Origin of the sequence: Pseudobutyrivibrio ruminis CF1b, from assembly GCF_000424005.1 — a bacterium.
Lineage (GTDB): Bacteria > Bacillota > Clostridia > Lachnospirales > Lachnospiraceae > Pseudobutyrivibrio > Pseudobutyrivibrio ruminis_C.
Window position 1 is genome coordinate 34036 of the sequence record NZ_AUJB01000004.1, and the last position, 18895, is coordinate 52930.

At 38.5% G+C, this 18895-nt stretch carries 16 protein-coding genes; 1 reads left to right on the top strand and 15 read right to left on the bottom strand.

What is annotated here, in order from left to right:
- From G592_RS0101570 to thyA, 15 genes are all read right to left on the bottom strand, one after another.
- Nucleotides 1-2244, bottom strand: a complete 2244-nt coding sequence (locus G592_RS0101570; RefSeq protein ID WP_028246269.1) for a polysaccharide pyruvyl transferase family protein — start codon at nt 2242-2244, stop codon at nt 1-3.
- A 27-nt stretch (nt 2245-2271) separates the two neighbouring features.
- A complete protein-coding gene (locus G592_RS16825) occupies nt 2272-4647 on the bottom strand; it encodes a glycosyltransferase (protein ID WP_051194702.1) in 2376 nt (791 codons plus the stop codon).
- A gap of 28 nt (nt 4648-4675) precedes the next feature.
- Complete coding sequence (locus G592_RS0101580; protein ID WP_028246270.1) at nt 4676-5452, bottom strand: ABC transporter permease; 777 nt, start codon at nt 5450-5452, stop codon at nt 4676-4678.
- A gap of 3 nt (nt 5453-5455) precedes the next feature.
- Entirely contained in the window at nt 5456-6211 is a 756-nt protein-coding gene (locus tag G592_RS0101585; RefSeq protein WP_036951494.1) for an ABC transporter permease, read from the bottom strand.
- Nucleotides 6211-7767: an ABC transporter ATP-binding protein gene (locus tag G592_RS17995; RefSeq protein ID WP_330365367.1), complete on the bottom strand. Its 1557-nt coding sequence runs from the start codon at nt 7765-7767 to the stop codon at nt 6211-6213. The genes G592_RS0101585 and G592_RS17995 overlap by 1 nt, the downstream gene beginning before the upstream one ends.
- Entirely contained in the window at nt 7754-9100 is a 1347-nt protein-coding gene (locus G592_RS0101595) for a hypothetical protein (RefSeq protein WP_028246273.1), read from the bottom strand. The genes G592_RS17995 and G592_RS0101595 overlap by 14 nt, the downstream gene beginning before the upstream one ends.
- 13 nt (nt 9101-9113) lie before the next feature.
- Nucleotides 9114-9917 carry a glycosyltransferase gene (locus tag G592_RS0101600; RefSeq protein ID WP_028246274.1) on the bottom strand — a complete coding sequence of 268 codons (804 nt, stop codon included), beginning with the start codon at nt 9915-9917 and terminating at the stop codon, nt 9114-9116.
- A complete protein-coding gene (locus G592_RS0101605; RefSeq protein ID WP_028246275.1) occupies nt 9883-11049 on the bottom strand; it encodes a glycosyltransferase in 1167 nt (388 codons plus the stop codon). The genes G592_RS0101600 and G592_RS0101605 overlap by 35 nt, the downstream gene beginning before the upstream one ends.
- A 14-nt stretch (nt 11050-11063) precedes the next feature.
- Entirely contained in the window at nt 11064-12203 is a 1140-nt protein-coding gene (locus G592_RS15300) for an LCP family protein (RefSeq protein ID WP_051194703.1), read from the bottom strand.
- A 401-nt stretch (nt 12204-12604) separates the two neighbouring features.
- The gene (gene deoD / locus G592_RS0101615; RefSeq protein WP_028246276.1) at nt 12605-13321 is read right to left on the bottom strand and encodes a purine-nucleoside phosphorylase; all 717 of its coding nucleotides are present in this window, start codon (nt 13319-13321) and stop codon (nt 12605-12607) included.
- 109 nt (nt 13322-13430) lie between these two features.
- Nucleotides 13431-14666 (bottom strand): cell wall hydrolase, encoded by a 1236-nt coding sequence (locus G592_RS0101620; RefSeq protein WP_028246277.1) that lies wholly within the window; start codon nt 14664-14666, stop codon nt 13431-13433.
- Between the two features lie 6 nt (nt 14667-14672).
- Nucleotides 14673-15182: an acetolactate synthase small subunit gene (ilvN, locus tag G592_RS0101625; protein ID WP_028246278.1), complete on the bottom strand. Its 510-nt coding sequence runs from the start codon at nt 15180-15182 to the stop codon at nt 14673-14675.
- A gap of 29 nt (nt 15183-15211) precedes the next feature.
- A complete protein-coding gene (gene ilvB, locus G592_RS0101630) occupies nt 15212-16903 on the bottom strand; it encodes a biosynthetic-type acetolactate synthase large subunit (protein WP_242830133.1) in 1692 nt (563 codons plus the stop codon).
- Nucleotides 16904-16939: 36 nt separating this feature from the next.
- A complete protein-coding gene (locus G592_RS0101635; protein ID WP_028246280.1) occupies nt 16940-17425 on the bottom strand; it encodes a dihydrofolate reductase in 486 nt (161 codons plus the stop codon).
- A gap of 12 nt (nt 17426-17437) precedes the next feature.
- Nucleotides 17438-18289 (bottom strand): thymidylate synthase, encoded by an 852-nt coding sequence (gene thyA / locus G592_RS0101640; RefSeq protein ID WP_028246281.1) that lies wholly within the window; start codon nt 18287-18289, stop codon nt 17438-17440.
- A 222-nt stretch (nt 18290-18511) separates the two neighbouring features.
- Here thyA and G592_RS0101645 point away from each other — a divergent pair, with 222 nt between their 5' ends.
- Nucleotides 18512-18757, top strand: a complete 246-nt coding sequence (locus G592_RS0101645; RefSeq protein ID WP_028246282.1) for a hypothetical protein — start codon at nt 18512-18514, stop codon at nt 18755-18757.
- Nucleotides 18758-18895: the final 138 nt, after the last annotated feature.

An 18895-nucleotide genomic window follows, 5' to 3' on the forward strand; every position in this document is an offset into this window, starting at 1 on the left:
CTATCTGTTTTTTAATTCTGCTACTTCTTTCTCTAAAGCCTCAATACGTCGAAGCATTGTGTACATTGGTGTCTCTGGCTTAGCTGGTCGCTTCATGGCATCTTCCATCCATGTGATTCCGCGATTAATCTCGTATGAAAGCTTTTCGTTAACAGGTGCATAATCAATGTCAGCAAGTGCAACTACATCTTCTACTCCCTGCTTTGGAAGAGAAATGATTCTTTCATTTAATCCTAACAATCCACCTACAGTAGTAAATCTATCTAAACCTCTAGCTACATTTCCGATTGCAACGTAGTTTCTGTTGTATTTGATTGCAAGGCAAACACCGTGGTGCGAATCTGTAAACATATATTCGCAATTACGAATTGCATTTACAAAATCTTCTACTGAAGCCTCATCTATTATTCTTCCAAGAGGCCACTTTGCTCTTGTATCCTTTGCTTCACGCATCCCTAAGATTGTAACAATCTCTAAGTTACGTTCCTTGGCAATTCTTTCTGCAATCTTAATCTTCTCGTCTGTTGGATCAAGAACATAACAGAAGAGATATTTCTCTGGTAAATCTTTTACTTCAGACTGGTCAGCTAAATCGTCATATACCTGCTGATCAACCCAGAAAATAGGATCGATAATCTGCTGTGCGTCAATACCAAATACTTCATTACAAATATCTACACCACTTGTTTCTCGAACGCTGACTGCATCAAAGCGATCAAGTAAAACTGATGCCTGTAATCTCATATCAGGATTGCTAGAATATCTTCCTGCACCAAATGAAGGGGCACAAGCTATTTTCTTCTTTCCTGACGCAACAAAGTCTAAGAAGAATGTGTAACCAACAAGGTTTGTTGTAATTTCTGTCCACATCTGATCAGAACCAAGCATGAATGCATCACAGAAATGATTCATCTCGTGCATGTGTTCTTTATCTCTCTTATTAGCAATGCGGAAATGCTTACCAATAAATTCTTCTACCTTCTTTGTATCATCATCCCAAGGTGTTCCATCTAACTTAGGAATAGGAATGAAGATTGATGCCTTGCCCATGCTTTCTAACTGCTTAGCTAATGCATAGTAAGTTAATGCACTACCATAGTTAGATGCAAACCACCATCCAACAATACCGAAGTCCCATCTTCTTCCACGGCCATACCATAAAGCCTTGTGGTATCCCATCTCGTCTAAGTGTGAGAAGAAGAACTTTCTTGCTGGGCTCTGCTTCTGTGGGAAATTGATATTTCCGTTATATTTTCTTATCTCCTCAAGTGGTATTTCTTCACAAAGAGTGACAATATTCTTTAATTCAGTCTGAATTTGGTTAAATACATCTTTTCCCTTTTCAGAATTAACAAGAACTAAAGATGTTCCAATACCGTCGTTATAGTCCTTATTAATGCGAGCAACCTGCCAAGCATCACCCATTGTAATGTCTGATACTCTCTCTGCACATGCGTATGCACAATGAGCACAATTATCGCGATTGATAACACCCTCAAGGAATCCGTTATACCAGAAACATTCATTGTATGGCTGCTTCTTCACTGAGCCGTCCTTAAAATATGCAACAGCTGGTGTAGACCACTTGTAGAAATTCTTATCTCTGAAATCAAGCTTTTTAAGCTCTTTTCCTTCAGTAAATTCATCGAGCCAAGACTCGTATGCCTTAACTGAATTTGCTGCATGGCAAATAAAATCAACTAATAATAAGTTGTCGTATTCCTTACCAAGATAAGTTCTTAATCCAGCGATTTCGCATGGAGTGCCAGTGTAAAGAACCTGACGACCAGCATCTAATAATTCCTTAGCTTCTTTGTATGTTTCTTTTGTCTCACAAAATACATACTTAGAACCTCTCATAGGAGCAATTTCATCAATAGTCTCAGCCTTTGTCATGTATACGCTTTTATAGCCTTCAGAGTATACTGCTCCAAAAACAGCACCGCCCTGACCAATTACATAAGTAGCTAATAAAGAGAATAATCCGCCTGATGAGCTAACCTCTCTGATTTGCTGAGTAGCCATAAATGCATACGCCTTAGGTGTAGGATACTTTTCTAGTGGATGTACAACCTGACATGCATTTGAACACTTTCCGCAATTAATACAAGCTTCTGTTACAACTGGATATAAGAAACCATCAGCATCATACTCCAACTTGATGGCATCTACAGGACATGCAACTTTACATGCCCCACAACCAGTACAATCCGTTCTATTTACATTAATAATTGATTTATCCATTCTTATAATTCCAATTCCAATCTATATTTACTCATTCACACAATTAACGTTATTTCCAGCGTTAATTTCTGCGATAACATTATTTAATCTGTCAATCTCATTTCTCATGTTGTTCATATCATTCTGAAGATTGTGAAGAGCCTGAATCTGTCTCTCTAAACACTCAATCTTCTTAGCCTCATAGTCATAGTAAGACTGTCTTGATACAGGTAAGATACGACGTAATCCAAGCTTAATAAATGATGGCTTAGCCGTAGCTGCCTTATGTGCGTTTATTTCACTTAAGCAGTAATTATAGAATCCCTTTGCACTATCCTTTGACTGCTCAACACATGTATAAAGCTTATACTTTCTAATGATAGAGATAAACTGCTTAATAGCCTTAATACGTGTCTCACCAAATGAACCATCGATTCCTCCAAATACTAAGTTGCAGCTGTATTCGAATAACTCTGCTGATGGCTTAGTACCGTACTGATACATAAGCTTTAATGTCTTATCAAGAATCTGATTCTGTGTTAACGCATACTCATTTGGCTTACTCCAAATTGTCTGCATTAATGAATTAGTATTTTCTACACGGTAGTTGTATAACTCGTCTGAGAGAGAAATAGTCTTGTTAGATTCAAGAAGAACCTTCATGAGGAATAAAGCATCCTCACCATACTTCATAGACTTATCAAAGTAGAGCTTCTTGCTTCTGAGCATCTCTCTTCTATAGGCACACTTCCAGATGTATACTCCCAAGTAAGGATTTGCCAAAATATCTTCAACAGTAAGCTTGCCGAAAGTATTGTTCTGTCCGTGTAATGTATTCTCATACCAATCATTGAAATGATGAATTGGGTATACGTTTGCACTATATGTAACAACATCTGGATTTGACTCTGTTATCTTCTGATTTAGTACAGCTAATGAGTCAGCATTGTAGAAGTCGTCACTGTCCATGAAAAGGATATACTCACCATTTGCCTGCTTAATTCCAAGATTTCTTGCATAAGAAGGGCCATGGTTTGTAACATCGATGTATGAAATTCTTGCATCGATAGCTGCATAATACTTGAGAATATCTAAAGTCTGATCTGTAGATCCATCATTTACACAAATTACTTCAAAGTTTTTGTATGACTGTCCTCTAACACTCTCTAAACATGCCTGTAAATAGTGCTCACAGTTATAAGCAGGAATGATAATAGAGAAACGTGGGTTAGCATTTTTCTCTACTAATGACTTCTTGTTTGCAAGGAATGTAGAAGACTTCTTCATCTCCTCTACATATTCAATTACACCAGCATTCTGCTCGTAACGCTCAACTTCTCTCCATACGTGATACTCAAATGGATTGTTAGCAATACGCTCGATACCACTTGTTTTCCACCAGCACTCGCCAAATGGAATCTCATTTGCAGGAATCTTCTTAAGAAGCTTCTTGTAGATTTCTGAAAGCTGACAAATGTATTCAAATCTAAGCTCCTGGCTTAATCTCTCATAAGCCCATGTACATGCATCATAGAATGATGCTGTTGCAACTTTAAGCATTTCTTTTGCTTCATCATCATTCTTATCAATGTAATCAAAAATCTCAGAATACTCTTCTAATACGCAGTGCTTCTTTTTATCAAGATTATTAACAGACGAACCAGCATTATCCTGTCTGTAATGAAGGAATGCATCGTGAATTAATACCATCTTGTCTGTTGACGAAAATGCTTTAAAGGTAAACGATGTATCCTGGAATGAAGCACCAGGTGTTGGTAAGAAGCAAATCTTATTTTTATTTAAATACTCTCTATTATAGATAGCAGACCAAATAGATGCCTTAGCACTAAAGATTTTTCCACCCTCATATGTTAAAGGTGTTATAACTGCTCTATCCTCTTCGATGGTAGAAATCTCATGAAGCTCATCTATTTCGCCACCAAGACCATCTTTTCCATTTTCCCAATATAAGAAGAAGTTAGACTTAACAATATCTGCCTTCTTTTCCTCTGCCACATTAAACAGAGTCTCAAACATTTCTGGATCGATAAAGTCATCAGACTCAACGATACCAATATACTTACCAGAAGCTACGCTCAAGCCAATATTAAGAGAATCTCCATATCCAGAGTTTTCCTTATCAACAATCTTAAATCTGCTATCACGGTCAGAATAGCTCTTGATAATATCAAGTGATGAGTCCTTAGAACCATCGTTGATACAGATGATTTCAATGTCTTTTAATGTCTGAACCTCAATGCTGTCGAGACATTTCTTTAAAAACTTCTCAACATTGCAAATAGGAACAATGATAGATACCTTAACATCAGCATTGCTATCAAAGTTAACCAACTCTTTTATATTTGCCTTGCTGTTGATCTTAAATGTTTTCTTTATGTTGTTACCTTTTCCACTCTTTTTCATTACACTACAATTCCCTTTCTTTTGACTACTAAAGCTTCGCCACAATATCTTCTGTCATTTTATTAAATATTAATGAACCTAATAAATAAAATACAAAGGCATAGAATCCCAATTTCATCCACAAATGAATTGATGGGAAAATACCATCTATTAACAACTGCCTTGCTATAGCAATACCAATGTAAATTGGATTCCATGACATAACCACCTGAAGTACAGGAGTTAGTCGTTCTGGTTTATAAAAAATGGCAGTTCCATAAAAAATAAATAAAGTAATTATCTTGTAAAGATAATCTATATCCGCAAAATTAACGTAGATCACAGCGAGAATTTTGCCTACCCCTAGGACAAATACTGAAAATAACGCCACATCTACAATAACCAGCAGATTTATAAATCGAAATGGTATTTTAAACCATATCATCATTCCCGCATAAATAATAAGCGAGAAGAATAAGTTTATAAGTGCTACATATATTTTTACGAGCACATAAATATTCTTATCAATAGTAGTCTTAATTAAAAACTGTCTATTCGACACCAGTGAATGCATACATCCATTAGTTCCCAACAGAAAGAACTCATATATCAGTGTTCCTGTACAAATATATAATGGATAATTCACAAAACTATCTGTCTTAAAAATAGTTGAGAACAACACTACGAGTACCATCATGTTTATGAACGGATTTAATATCTGCCAAACTTGACCTAAACTAGTTGATGCATTCTCTCTTCGTTTATCTCTTCTTGCCAACTGCTGAATGATAAACATATTCTGTCTAATTCTGTTTATATCTAACATCACTTACAACCTCAACAATACAGAGTTTTTCTTTGCTTCAAAAATTATACTTCCAAGCAAATAAACACCAACACTATATAGGATTGCCTGAACAAAAAATCTACCCTCAGATACTCTTCCGTAGATTAAACAATCTCTACTAATTTTTATAAATGAATATATAGGATTCAGCTCTATAAACTTTCTCACTCCAGGTGAGACCCAATCTACGTGATAGAATAGAGCAATAAAGAATCTCCAGAGATTCAACAACTGAACATGAATATTCCTGATATCTTTAAAATATACGTATAAGATTGACAATATATAAGACATTCCCGTTACGAAAAGATATAGGAAAAACAAATCAGGAATTATTAATAAACATGCAGGAGTCAATATCGCCTTGTAATAAATCAATACTCCTATGTACGGGATACTTCCAAGAAGTAAATTTATAAATGCGGTATTTACTCTGGACATTACGAATGTCTTTTTTGAAAGCTTCGACTTGATTAACAAATCTTTGTTATCTCTTAATGTGGTAACCGAAGTAACTGAACCAACATTAAAAAACTCAAACATAAGATATCCAGTGAAATAATAAGCAGGATATCTATCTATTCCCTTATCAAAAATAGTTGAGAACAGGAAAACTACAAGAAGCATTCTAAGGAAGGGATACAAACTACTCCACAATATTCCCAAATAGCTTCTTGCATATTTTCTACGCAACTCTCTTTTTGTGAGCTCCCACAGGGCATTTAAGTATTCTCGCATTATGCCCCTGCCCCCATTTCACGATATGCTGCACATACACTTTTGGGCTCACCTATCATCCTCATCTGGCCTTTTTCAATCCAAACTACTCTATCGCAGTTTTCAAGGATTGTTCCCATACCATGAGATACTAAAAGAACGGTCGAACCACCATGTATCATTTCCTTAACACGTTTTAAGCTCTTCTTTCTAAAGAATTCATCACCAACTGAAAGAACCTCATCAAGGATAAGAATTTCAGCTGCGTCTCCAGCTGTTGCAATTGCAAATCCAAGTCTTGATACCATACCAGAAGAAAAATTTTTAACCTTTTCTTCCATGAAGCCTTCAAGCTCTGCAAACTCAACAATTTCATCATAATGCTCATCAAGAAAATCTCTTGAGTATCCGATGATTGCACCGTTAAGATAAACGTTTTCTCTTGCTGTAAGCTCCATATCAAATCCAGTACCAAGAGTTAATAACTGAACTTTTCTTCTATCTAATTCAACCCTACCCTCTGTTGGTCTAAGGGCTCCTGAAACAATTTTTAAAAGAGTACTCTTACCAGAACCATTGGTTCCAATAATCCCCATTACCTCACCTTTATATACATCAAAATTAATATTATCCAGTGCAACTAGCTCTCTATAAGAAAGCTTTCCTTTTACTAACTGAATGAAATAGTCTTTGATGCTTGAAACGCTCTGGGTAGCAACCTTAAATTTCATGGTTACATTCTGGACTGAAATTACTGTTTCAGAATCCTCTAAATCTTCCACATCTACGTTGTTACTAAAGTATTTACTATGTCTAAGAGCTCTTTTTTCTTTATCTAGCTCTCTATTTCTTCTTCTCTTCTTCGAATGCTTCACTACCACAGCAGCAACAATTCCCATGATAGCTAAAAAAATGCACACTGTGCCTACTATCATTGGCACAATACCAATTGTGGATTCAACAGTCTCTAAAAAATTTGTTTCTAATACCATTTCGTTTGAACTTTCACTTTCTTTCTGTTCAACACTAGTCTGTGTTGAAACAACATCATTTACCGGTGAAACTCTGTCTGCTGCTACCACCTGGGTCTCCTCCAACTCAGGCTCTTCTGTCTCTTCTTCGGTCTCGCCGACTGTATCTTCCCCCTCAATAAATACATTTACACTTTTTAATTCATCAAGTGATTGTCTGTTAGTACCATCTGCATTACAGGTATAACCATCTACAACTGAAATATAGCTGTTTCCACCTGAAAGTGTTTCAAATGAAAGCATATATTTTCTTGTTGAAGATAATCCGCTTCCCTCTAACGTAATAATGCCATCTTCCTCAGATTCGCCGCCCTTGATGTAGCTCATGCGCTTGTTATCATATTTAAGCTCAATATGATAATCCTGATTTCTGTCAGTGGTGCTTACATAAACACCTATGAAGAATTTTGAATCTTCTTCCTCGGTATACTCCTCCGAACCGAAAGTAACCTCTCCACCAATGGCGTAGACATTTATTGAATTAATTACTAAGAAGCACATAAATATTAGCGTAGCTGCTAGTCTTCTAAATTTAAGTCTTGTCATTTCTCTCACGCTCTCTTATCCAACGCTTTCTTTTGCTATACTGCAAATAATATTTGTAATGTCTGTATTCTGTTAAGTGTCTTCTAATCTTGGATGGCTTCGAATAAAGCATAACTGAGCCTTCATACCATCCTGAAATATTGACAACATATCTATGTCCAAAAATCTTCTCTCTCAGTTCGTAATAGACCCTCATCAAGAAGTGATTGTCATGCAAATCGTGCTCTGTCAACTTTGCTGCCAAAACTGCATTGTCGTAATCAATCACATCATCTGAAAAATGAAGCTTTCCAAAAACCTCTGCCTCCTCATTTGATGGATACGACATAAATCTGAATAACGTCTTCTCAATATTTTCCTGAGTTGCAGGATTATTGAACGATTTACATATTTCTTCAAAGCTACCTAATTTGGCAAATAGCTCTGACTGGTAAGTACTAAAAATGCTCTCCAATTGATTTAAATAATCAATCTGTTTTGTAGATACATCCGATAAAACTGGAACAGTCCTATCTGACTCTCTTTTATATCTTAATGTCATGCCATGTGGTGCTGAAAAAATACACTCATACAGGCAATTATTAAAATCTACCTTCTTTCTAAGTCCGGATCTTGGTCCGAACAAAAACGAATGATAATACTGTTCTTTGGCCTTTGCTGGTATTTCATACAGGCCGTAGTAATATCCCTCCAGTGGTTCCTCCACGCCTAAGCATTTACGGAACTGATTAAGACTGAGCTGGATTGAACCAACCCATCCACTATCCACAATAGCTACCTTTTCTTTATCCCCGAATCCACACTCCTTAAGGTAATCCAGTGCATAACCAAACTCATTTTTTGAGTTCTCTGTGAGTATCTTTATGAATTCTTCATCAGATTCTAAGATACTTCTAACTTCCCCCAATCTGTGTCTTGGGATTTGATCCTCTTCTTTAATTTGAAGACAATCAGCTATTTTTTTAGCAAACTTCTCTCCCTGTTCCGGTTTAAGCCCAGAACGATTTAACACTTTGGCAGGAGTAACATCTACTCCACCCAAAGTGATATATGATAATGCCTGATTTAAATCTAAATGATAAAGCGGAATTCTAAGTGACAATCTTGAAACATACAGATATTTGCATTTGATATCCAGATTAAATTCTCTAACATATTTCTCCGCAACCAGGTAATCAAAATAGGCATCTCTTGCCAAAAAGAATAAGGTTTTGATTCCCTTGTTCTTTGCCTCGGTGAGAACATGTAAAACAAAACTATTCAGCACCGGTGCCAAAACATCATTTCCCGTCTGGAAAACAACGTCTTTATCTTCTATTTTTTCTCTATCCACAAACAATAACTCCTTAAGCGCGAGATCCATTTCTTATGTTGAATGCGATCTTGTCAGGAACCATCCAAACAGCAATCGGCTTTACAACATATCCAATTTCACGCCATGGATTCAATCCCATTTTCTTAAATCCATTCCATCTGATGGTAACTTCTGCCACCTGATCTGTTAATGTTCTTCGCTTGTAGCTGTTTATAGTCTCTCTGTAATAGAGCAAATTCTCCTGGAGATTGTATCCTCTGACTCCCGCTGCTGTCAGATTCATAAACAACTCGTAATCCTCACCTCTGCGTGGTCTGTCAGGAGAGCCGTATGGATTTTCCATATTTAAAACGCTCTTTCTGAACATGATTGTAGGATGAGCATATGGCTGGAACTTTAAGAAGTCCTTTTCGTCTGGCTTCTCTGGGTACTTTCTGGCTCCATAAACATTGTCGTCATCATCTATAAGAACCAGATTGCCACCGACAAATCCATACTCAGGGTGCTCCTCTAAGAATGTAAATTCCTTTTCAAGTCTGTATGGAGCACTGATATCATCAGCATCCATTCTCGCAAGATATTTCCCCTTGGAAAGGGCTACCATGGCATTCAATCCGTAAGCCAGGCCGTGATGTAGCTCCTCCCTGATATAAACAATTCTTGGATCCACCTCTAAATAGTCCTCGATGATACTCTTCACATCTGTAGTAGAACCATCATCAAAAATGATGAGTTCAAAGTCATCGAAAGACTGATTCAGCATAGACTCAATAGCCTTTCTCAAATATGTGTTTTCACAATTATAAACCGGAAACAATACACTTACTGCAGGCATCTTCGTAAACCTTTCTCATAACTTTTTCAGATTCTGATTTTTCAAAGGATGTAACAGAGTTTCTAATATTTTCTCTGTTATATCTCTCATGCTCTTGCTTGTATAAATACATACGCTGGATTGCTCTTGCATAAGCATCTACAGTGTCTTCACTAACAAGGAGACCGTTTGTCTTTTCCTTTACGTATTCCTTTGAACCTCTGTTGCTTGATGCAACAACAGGAAGACCTGTAAACATTGCCTCGAGAGCTGCCATGCCAAGACCTTCTCTAATAGAAGGGAAAACCATAATGTCAGCTGCTTTTAAGAACTTTCTGATGTCTACTTCATAGCCAAAAAATCTGACATTGGATTCTAAACCGTATTTCTTAACGTATTTCTTTAATGCATGTTCCTGATTACCGCTACCAATAATACCGTAAAGAATATTTAAATCCTTTGGATTATTGTTTTTAAAGTAGCGAATAGTCTCGACAATCTTCTTCTGATTTTTGTTCTTTCTTACTTCGCCAACACTGATAATGAAGAAGTCTTCTTTTTTGATGCCTAATTTTTCACGTTCCCTGATTTTCTCTTCTTCGTCAGTGAGACAGTAATAACTTGAATCTACTCCCTCGCCAGGTATGCGATAGACTGTGTCCGCACACATGGTCTTTGCCGCACTTTCATCTTCATGATTAATTGTGACAATAGCGTCTGTATTTCTACTGAGTAAATACTCCGCCAAATAATAAATACTATTGCGAAATTTAGAGCCTCCATTATAGAAATGGAACCCGTGGGCAGTATAAATCACGTACACGTCCTTAAGTCCAAGGCAGGCAAGTCTTGTAGCCATGCCTCCTATAGGCGTGTGACAATGAATAATATTTATATTTTCCCTTTTAATAAGCCTCCTTAAGGCTACAGTGGCTTTCAAATTAGCCAAGATATCTGCTATTGACTGAGTAATTGGAATGTCATGATAAATCACACCTAACTGCTTTAAAACATCCTCATCATCTTCATACACAATGTTTTTCGAATTAGATGCGTAATGAACCTCGATATTCATCCCTTCCAAAAGCTCAACATTTTGTCGTTCAAATTTCGACAAAAAGCCATACACAGACGAAACGATTAATGCTTTCACAAATATTTCTCCCGTTATTCCTCGTCCAAAACTTCCTGTATTCGCTCTCTTGCGTTGTTAATATCCTCTTCGTTTGGATACATAACATACGCCCTCTTTCCAAGAGAGTAAACACTTGAATGTGCTCCTGTTCCCCCAACGCTCAACTTTTCAATGTTCCATTCACCAGGATTAGATAATTGAAATGCGACAAAATCAGCTATCTCTCCTGACGAAAAATCTGTGGCAAAAGTGCCATCACATTCTTTAAGAATATTTCCGTAATTCTTTAAAATGCTTTTTGAAGTCATCTTTTGGACAACAGACTGAATTACATTCATCTGGTTCTCACCACGAACTAAATCTCCTCGTGGGAATGAATAGCGTTCTCTGGCAAACGCTAATGCTGGCAATCCCATTAAGTGATTTTCGCCCTTGCTGAAATGTCCAATATTCTCAACATCGAACTCATAGTCTGACCAAACCGTGATTCCACCCATGGCGTTAATCAGACCTTCGAACCCACTAAAGTTAACCTTGAAATAGTGATCTATATCTATTCCGTATAGATTCTCCATGGTCTCTTCTGATACATCAATTCCGTATATACCAGTATGGGTAAGCTTATCCATAGCCCCACCTGCTATAGATAATGGAACGTAATAATCTCTTGGTGTAGAAACAAGTAAAATGTGTTTTGTTTCTGGATTAACTGCAGCCAAAATGTTTACATCAGAACGACTAGGTACTGAGATGTGGCCCCAGGTATCCTTTCCACTGATATAAACTACAAATGGTTCCTTAGGAGTAACAACAACCGGGTTCTCAACAACCTTTTCGATGCTAATCTCCTCCAATAATCGAAGCTCCACTCCCAAGCCTACATCAACCTCGTTATCCTCGAGCATATTAATATAGGAAGTACTGAGAACAGCTCCGACGCATTCCTCGTTTTTTAAACCTTCAATTAATTCCAGCTGACTACTGTAAGAGTTCAGTTTAAATGTATATTCCTTTAATGCTTCAGACAGGTCGTCAGTGGTTACATCTTTTGAAAAACCAACAGTCTTTTTTTCAAGACCTTCTACATTTTCTATCTTTGCATCTTCTAATACATATATTCCGTAGGTGGTAATCTCTGTTGTCTGATTGGCAATGGCTTTTAAAGCCTTCATGCTATGAACATATAGATATATTCCCTCTATAGCCCCTGCTAGGGAAACTATGATAAGAAGTACACCTAAAGCCTTAAACCAACGCTTTTTGCGCGTCAGAAAAAATATACCCGTAACAAAAAGTATCACCAATAATATAACTGGAAGTATAGTAATGCGTATCATCTATTGAACCTAAATTCTATTAAATTTCTTGTATGTTTTGGAATGAACTCCCCTTCAAGTGAATTGAATCGTCTAGTAGAATTGAAAGAATTTCTTAACTATTCCTAAACGTTAGACATTTTAACATACTTCACAAATTTTTCATATATGAATTTTTCACAATTTATTCATGAAATTGAGTCAAAAAAAAGCACCCAGTAATGAACTTTACTGGGTGCCCGTGATTTTAATGTCTTTTAAAGAGCAATAGCAGTCTCAAGAGCGAGCTTCATCATCTCAGTGAATGACTTCTGGCGCTCCTCAGCTGGAATCTCCTCTGAAGTAACAAATGAATCAGAAATAGTGAGCATACATGTAGCGTTCTTACCAAGCATGTTTGCGTTGTTAAAGAGTGCGAAGCTCTCCATCTCAACGCAGTCGCAACCGCAACGTTCCTTAACAGCCTTCCAGCCGCCCATCTCAGGTGCTGTGTAGAACTGATCAGAAGAATGAACCTTAGCAAGCTTAGCATCGATACCAAGCTCCTTAGCCTTTGCGATAGCGATATCATTAATCTTCTTGCTTGGGTAAAGTGTCTTCTCCTCTACTCCATTTGTAAACTTAGCAAATGTGCTCTCAGAAAATGCGCTCTCAGAAATAACTACATCAAGAACGTTAAGCTTGTCTGTGTAGCTACCTGCAGAACCGATTCTGATAATATTTTCTACATCATAGAACGCGAAAAGCTCATAAGAATAGATGCCGATTGAAGGCATTCCCATTCCGCTGGCCATAACAGAAACTGGAACCCCCTTGTACTTACCTGTGAAACCAAGGCAGTTACGAACTGTGTTCACGCACTTAACATCCTCTAAAAAGTTATCTGCTACGAACTTAGCACGAAGTGGATCACCCGGCATGAGAACTGTTTTTGCAAAATCCCCTTTTTGCGCTTCATTATGTGGTGTTGCCATATACACGACCTCCTTATAAATTATTATTAAAACTTTCTTTAATTTCAAAGCTAGGTATTCATTCTAGCTTATTTGTACAGTGTTAGCAATGCAATTACTTATTTACAGACTATTTGTAATTGTAGAAATAGTGCGCATTTATAGTCACGCCTTCTGTTCTGTCCAAAAAGCCCTCTTTTCCTTCTGCCACCTGTCTGTCGTGAAGGTTCTGAGCATAGCTTGTTGTAAAGAAGAACAGCGCATCTGTATTGGTGTTACCTGCAATCGCCTGGGATGCAGCGTACTGACATCCGCTGTTAGGACCGTTGGCTAAAATCATAGCCACACGACCTGAAGTGACAGGTGCAAACTGGCCTGGTGAATAGATTACACCGGCAATTGTATTTGGAAATTTGGAGCTGGCTACTCGGTTCATAACTACAGATCCAACTGCAAGTCTTCCAGCCTCGCCCTGATTATCAGCCTCAGCCTGAATCAACGCAGCCAAAAGCAATGTCTCTTCATCATCTGTGCTGTATCCACCAGAATATCCGCCGTGCTCGCCGGCAAGTTTTTGAGCCAATGCCAACTGAGCATCCATGTACTGCTTCTGGATTCGTTTCTCATAATCCTTTGCTTCCTGAAGCTGCTTTTCAAGCTCCTCGATAGCAGCTTGGGCATCTGCAATCTGCCCGTTTGTAGTATTAAGTGCCGATGTGGTGCTTCCAACCAGCGAGCCAAGCTGGCTTCTCTTTGACTGGAGAGTATCCTGATAAGCACTAAGCTCTTTATTCTTTTCCTCTACCTCAGCCTTCTTTTCTTCAAGGGCACTCTGGGTAGCTTCGAATTTCTCTATAGCCTTTTGATCGTAGGCTGTAATCTGCGCCATGTACTCCACACGCTGCAAAAACTCAGCCATAGAGCCACACTCCATGTAGTTTACAAGGGTGTTGGTAGATTTATTCTCGTACATATATTTTATACGAAGTTTCATGGCATTTTTTTGAACATCCAGTGAATTTTGTATTTCGTCCAATTCACCGCTTAATGTTTCCAAATCTGCCTCCACCGCAGCTATATTCTGTTCCGTCTCAGAAATCTCACCTGTGACAGTGGAAATCTGATTGTTTAGATTTGTAATCTGTCCTGCAAGACTGTCTGCCTGACCCTGAAGCTGATCCTTGGAATCCTGAGCTTCCTTCTTTTTATTCTTGATATCATCAACTTTTTGGGTGGCATTTTTCGATTCTTCCTTCAGCCTGTCCACCTCAGACTGTGAAGCCTGCGCCGAACTGCCAAAGCAAAGGCATACCGCAACTACCAATGCCAGCACAGATATAAATCTCTTTTTAAAACATTCCCCCATATTGTCCTACCTGTTAGAACGGCTGATAGCCTCCACGGCAACTGCTCCACCTCGAACAATTTGCACTTTTTTAAATCTCGATTTAAGAAGAGAAATCAGCTCATTATTTTTGTTTTCTGTGAGGGTACATTCAAAAAGAACCATGTCCCCGCCTATATCACATATTTTAACACTACCGCCTCTGTCGAAAACCTCAGCAATCTGAAAAGCCTCTGTCTTTCCAGTTACATCAAGGTCTGAAACTGTAGCGTAAAGAATCTCCTTCATGTGAATTGGAATAGTGGTAAGGTCGATGACCTTGATAACCTCCACCATTGCATTCAACTGCTTTTTAATCTGCTCAAAAGTCACATCATCGGCCTTTACAGAGATGGTCATTCTGGAAACGTCCTCATGCTCTGTTGTGCCAACTGTAAGGGTCTGAAGATTGTATGACTTTGCTGAAAAAAGTCCTGAAACCTTAGCAAGTACACCAACCTGATTTTCTACGTATAAAGCTATCCATCTGTTTTTCATCTTTTCCATGTCTTCTACCTCTGTATGTGCTATTTAAGTATCATGTCGCTAAGTGGTGTACCACTCTTTACCATTGGAAGAACTAAGTCATCTGGTGAAACAATAAAATCGATAACTGTTGGACCCTCTTTATTGGCCTTGGCTTTCTTGAGAGCAGGTACCACATCCGCTGGATTGGTAACTCTGATGCCCTGGCAATCATAGCCTTCAGCCCATTTTAAGAAATCTGGATAGTAGCTGCCATCCTCAGCTGCAAGATTGGTAATCTCATAGCGCTTACCATAGAAAAGCTGCTGCATCTGACGAACCATACCAAGATTCGAATTATTAAATATACATATAACAACAGGAATTTTCTCAGTCATAGCAGTAGCCATCTCCTGCATATTCATCTGAAAACCGCCATCTCCAGTAATCAGGACAACCGGCTTTTTAGGATTGCCCACTGCTGCTCCGATAGCTGCTGGAAAACCAAATCCCATGGTTCCAAGACCACCTGAAGTAATAAATTCCTGACCTTTATTTACTTTTATAAACTGGCTGGCCCACATCTGATGCTGGCCAACGTCTGTAACTATATTTGCATTTGGAAAGACCATATTAATGGCTTCACAAATAGTCTGTGGACATACTCCCACCTTTGGAACTGGCATTGTAAGAGGATGTTCACTCTCCCATCTTTTGATGATGTCCATCCATTTTCCAGTGTCCATCTCCTCGGCATATTCCACAAGTCGCTCCAATGCTATTTTTGCATCAGCTGTAACTGGAACATCTACAACTACATTTCTGGAAATAGATGCAGATGCAATATCCACGTGAACAATCTGAGCCTTTGGTGCAAACTTCTCAAGGTCGCCTGTGATTCGGTCGTTAAAACGGGTACCGATTGAGAAAAGCACATCACACTCTGTGACAGCTTTGTTTGCTGCATATCTACCGTGCATGCCGCAATTGCCGATGTACAGAGGACTGTCCTCAGGCATAACACCCTTACCCATTACAGTAGTAGTAACAGGAACATTCATCTTTGTGGCAAAGTCCAAAAGCTCCTTCTGAGCTCCTGAAATGCGCACACCACCACCTGCTAAAATAAGTGGGCGCTTGGCTGTCTTTAAAAGTCTGAAGGCCTTCTTAAGCTGACCGATGTGAACATTTTCATTTGGATGATATCCTCTGATATCAACATGGTCAGGGTAATCAGGAGAACCTGAAGTGACCTGGATATCTTTTGGAATATCAATAAGAACAGGGCCTGGCTTACCTGTAGAAGCAACCTGGAATCCCATTTTTATAAGGCGTCCCATATCCTCACGATTGCGAACTGTCACGCCGAACTTTGTGATAGAACGGGTCATACCCACAATATCAACCTCCTGGAATGCATCGTTTCCAATGAGGTGAAGTGGAACCTGACCTGTAAAAATCACCATAGGGATGCTGTCATAATAGGCATCTGCGATACCGGTGATAGTGTTTGTGGCACCTGGACCTGAGGTAACAAGTACGACGGCAGTCTTGCCCGTAGCTCTTGCGTAGCCTTCGGCCTCGTGTACAAGAGCCTGCTCGTGACGACCCAAAATGACCCTGATTCCCTCGGTCTTATATAGCTCGTCCACGATATCCGTAATCATACCTCCGGGATAGGCAAAAATAGTGTCTACTCCCTCTTCCTTCAACGCCTTAACAAACAACTTTCTTCCTGTAATATTCAATGCCATTATTATGTCCTCACTGTAAGTGCTGGTTTGCGGTTGCTATTTAATGTATGTTCTGAAATAAAACTCTATATCATAATATGTCTGCTCTTCTGATTCCTCTGCAAGCTTCCACTCTGTCTTTTCCTCCAGATTTGGGAAGAATGTATCAGCATCATATGTATAGTCTACATATGTGACAAATGCACGGTTGCAATCATCAAGAAGCATTCTGTAAATGCTCTCGCCGCCGATAACATAAACATCATCGGAATCATATTTTGCAAGCTCCTTATCGAGCTCGTCCTTAGAATGAACAATGACTGCGTCCTTCACCTGATAATCTGGATCGCGAGTGAGCACAATGTTCACTCGATTCTTAAGAGGCTTGCCATTTGGAAAGCTCTCCAGTGTCTTTCTACCCATGACTACTACCTTACCTGTGGTAGTCTCACGGAAAAACTTCATATCATCTGGGATGCTCACAAGAAGCTTATTGTCCTTGCCGATGGCCCAGTTTCTATCTACTGCAACTATAAGATTCATATATTCTCCTTTTTAAACAGCGATTGGAATGTTCTTAATCTGCTCTCCTGCCTCGTAACCCTCGACGATAAGATCATCTGTTGTGAAATCGTAGAAATTTTTAACCTCTGGGTTGAGGCGTACGGTAGGTGCTGGAAGCTCTGGACGTTCGATGAGCTCCTTGATAATGTCCACATGTCTGTCGTAAATGTGAGCATCTGCAATAACGTGGATAAGCTGACCTGGAATCATGTCATTGACCTGGGCAACCATCATAAGAAGGATTGCATACTGGCATACATTCCAGTTATTTGCAGCTAAGATATCCTGTGAACGCTGATTTAACACCATATTTAAAACAAGCTTATCTGAGTTCTTGTCCTTTGTAACATTGTATGTAGCTGAGTAGCAGCATGGATCGAGATGACCAGTAGCCAAATCATGGAACTGGTAAAGATTAGTCATAATGCGGCGTGAATAAGGTGTCTCCTTAAGCTGCTTTAAAACATAATCCATCTGGTCAATCATTTCGCCCTTAAACTCGAACTTTTCTCCTACAACATAACCATATGCTGTACCGATTGAACCATTTTCATCTGCCCATTCGTCCCAGATGTGGGCCTTCAAATCCTTGATATTGTTAGACTTGCGCTGGTAAATCCAGAGAATTTCATCCATCGCTGTCTTAAGTGCTGTCTTTCTAAGAGTGAGAGCTGGAAATTCCTCTCTCAAATCGTATTTATTAACCACACCAAACTGCTTGATAGTATAGGCTTTCTCGCCTGTATCCTCCCAGATTGGTCGTACAATCTCATCCTTTGTATCAGTACCATTTTCCAAGATATCACGGCACATAGCCTTAAAAATCACATCAGCTTTGCTCATTAATTCTCTCCTTTAACTATAGTTATCCTAGTCTAATTACACTAATAAAAGTGTATCACAACGTTTTATGTTTTAATAGAGATTATTACGGGATTTTTCCGTCAAAATACAGCATGCAGTAATGATTTTTCCTTGAAAATGCGCATCTGTTGCGTTAGTATATTTTATAGTTGTGTTGGGTCTTCCACGGGAAAATTTAGGGCCTGACAAATAGGAGAAGAAATGAGTCAACAGAAGGTAGATCAGAAGAAATTAGATAAGAAAAATCGTAAATCAACACTTAGAAAGAAAAAGATTGAAGAGGTATTAAGCCTTACATTAGTTTCAATCATAGCTATCGCAGTTGTTGCATGGGTTGGTTACTCAATATATTCAAAGGTTCAGACATCTGCAGCTGAAAATGCTACATATGAATATTATGATATTGACACTGCAGCTATTCAGGACTATCTTTCAACATTAAACTAATTTCATAGTATCTAGTATGATTTTTGCAACTGTTCGCCTATCGCGGACAGTTGTTTATTTTTGTCTTAAAATTCACAGTTAAATCACATTTTCTTCACACTTTAGTTATTCCTGGTGTTATAATAGCTATAGATAAAG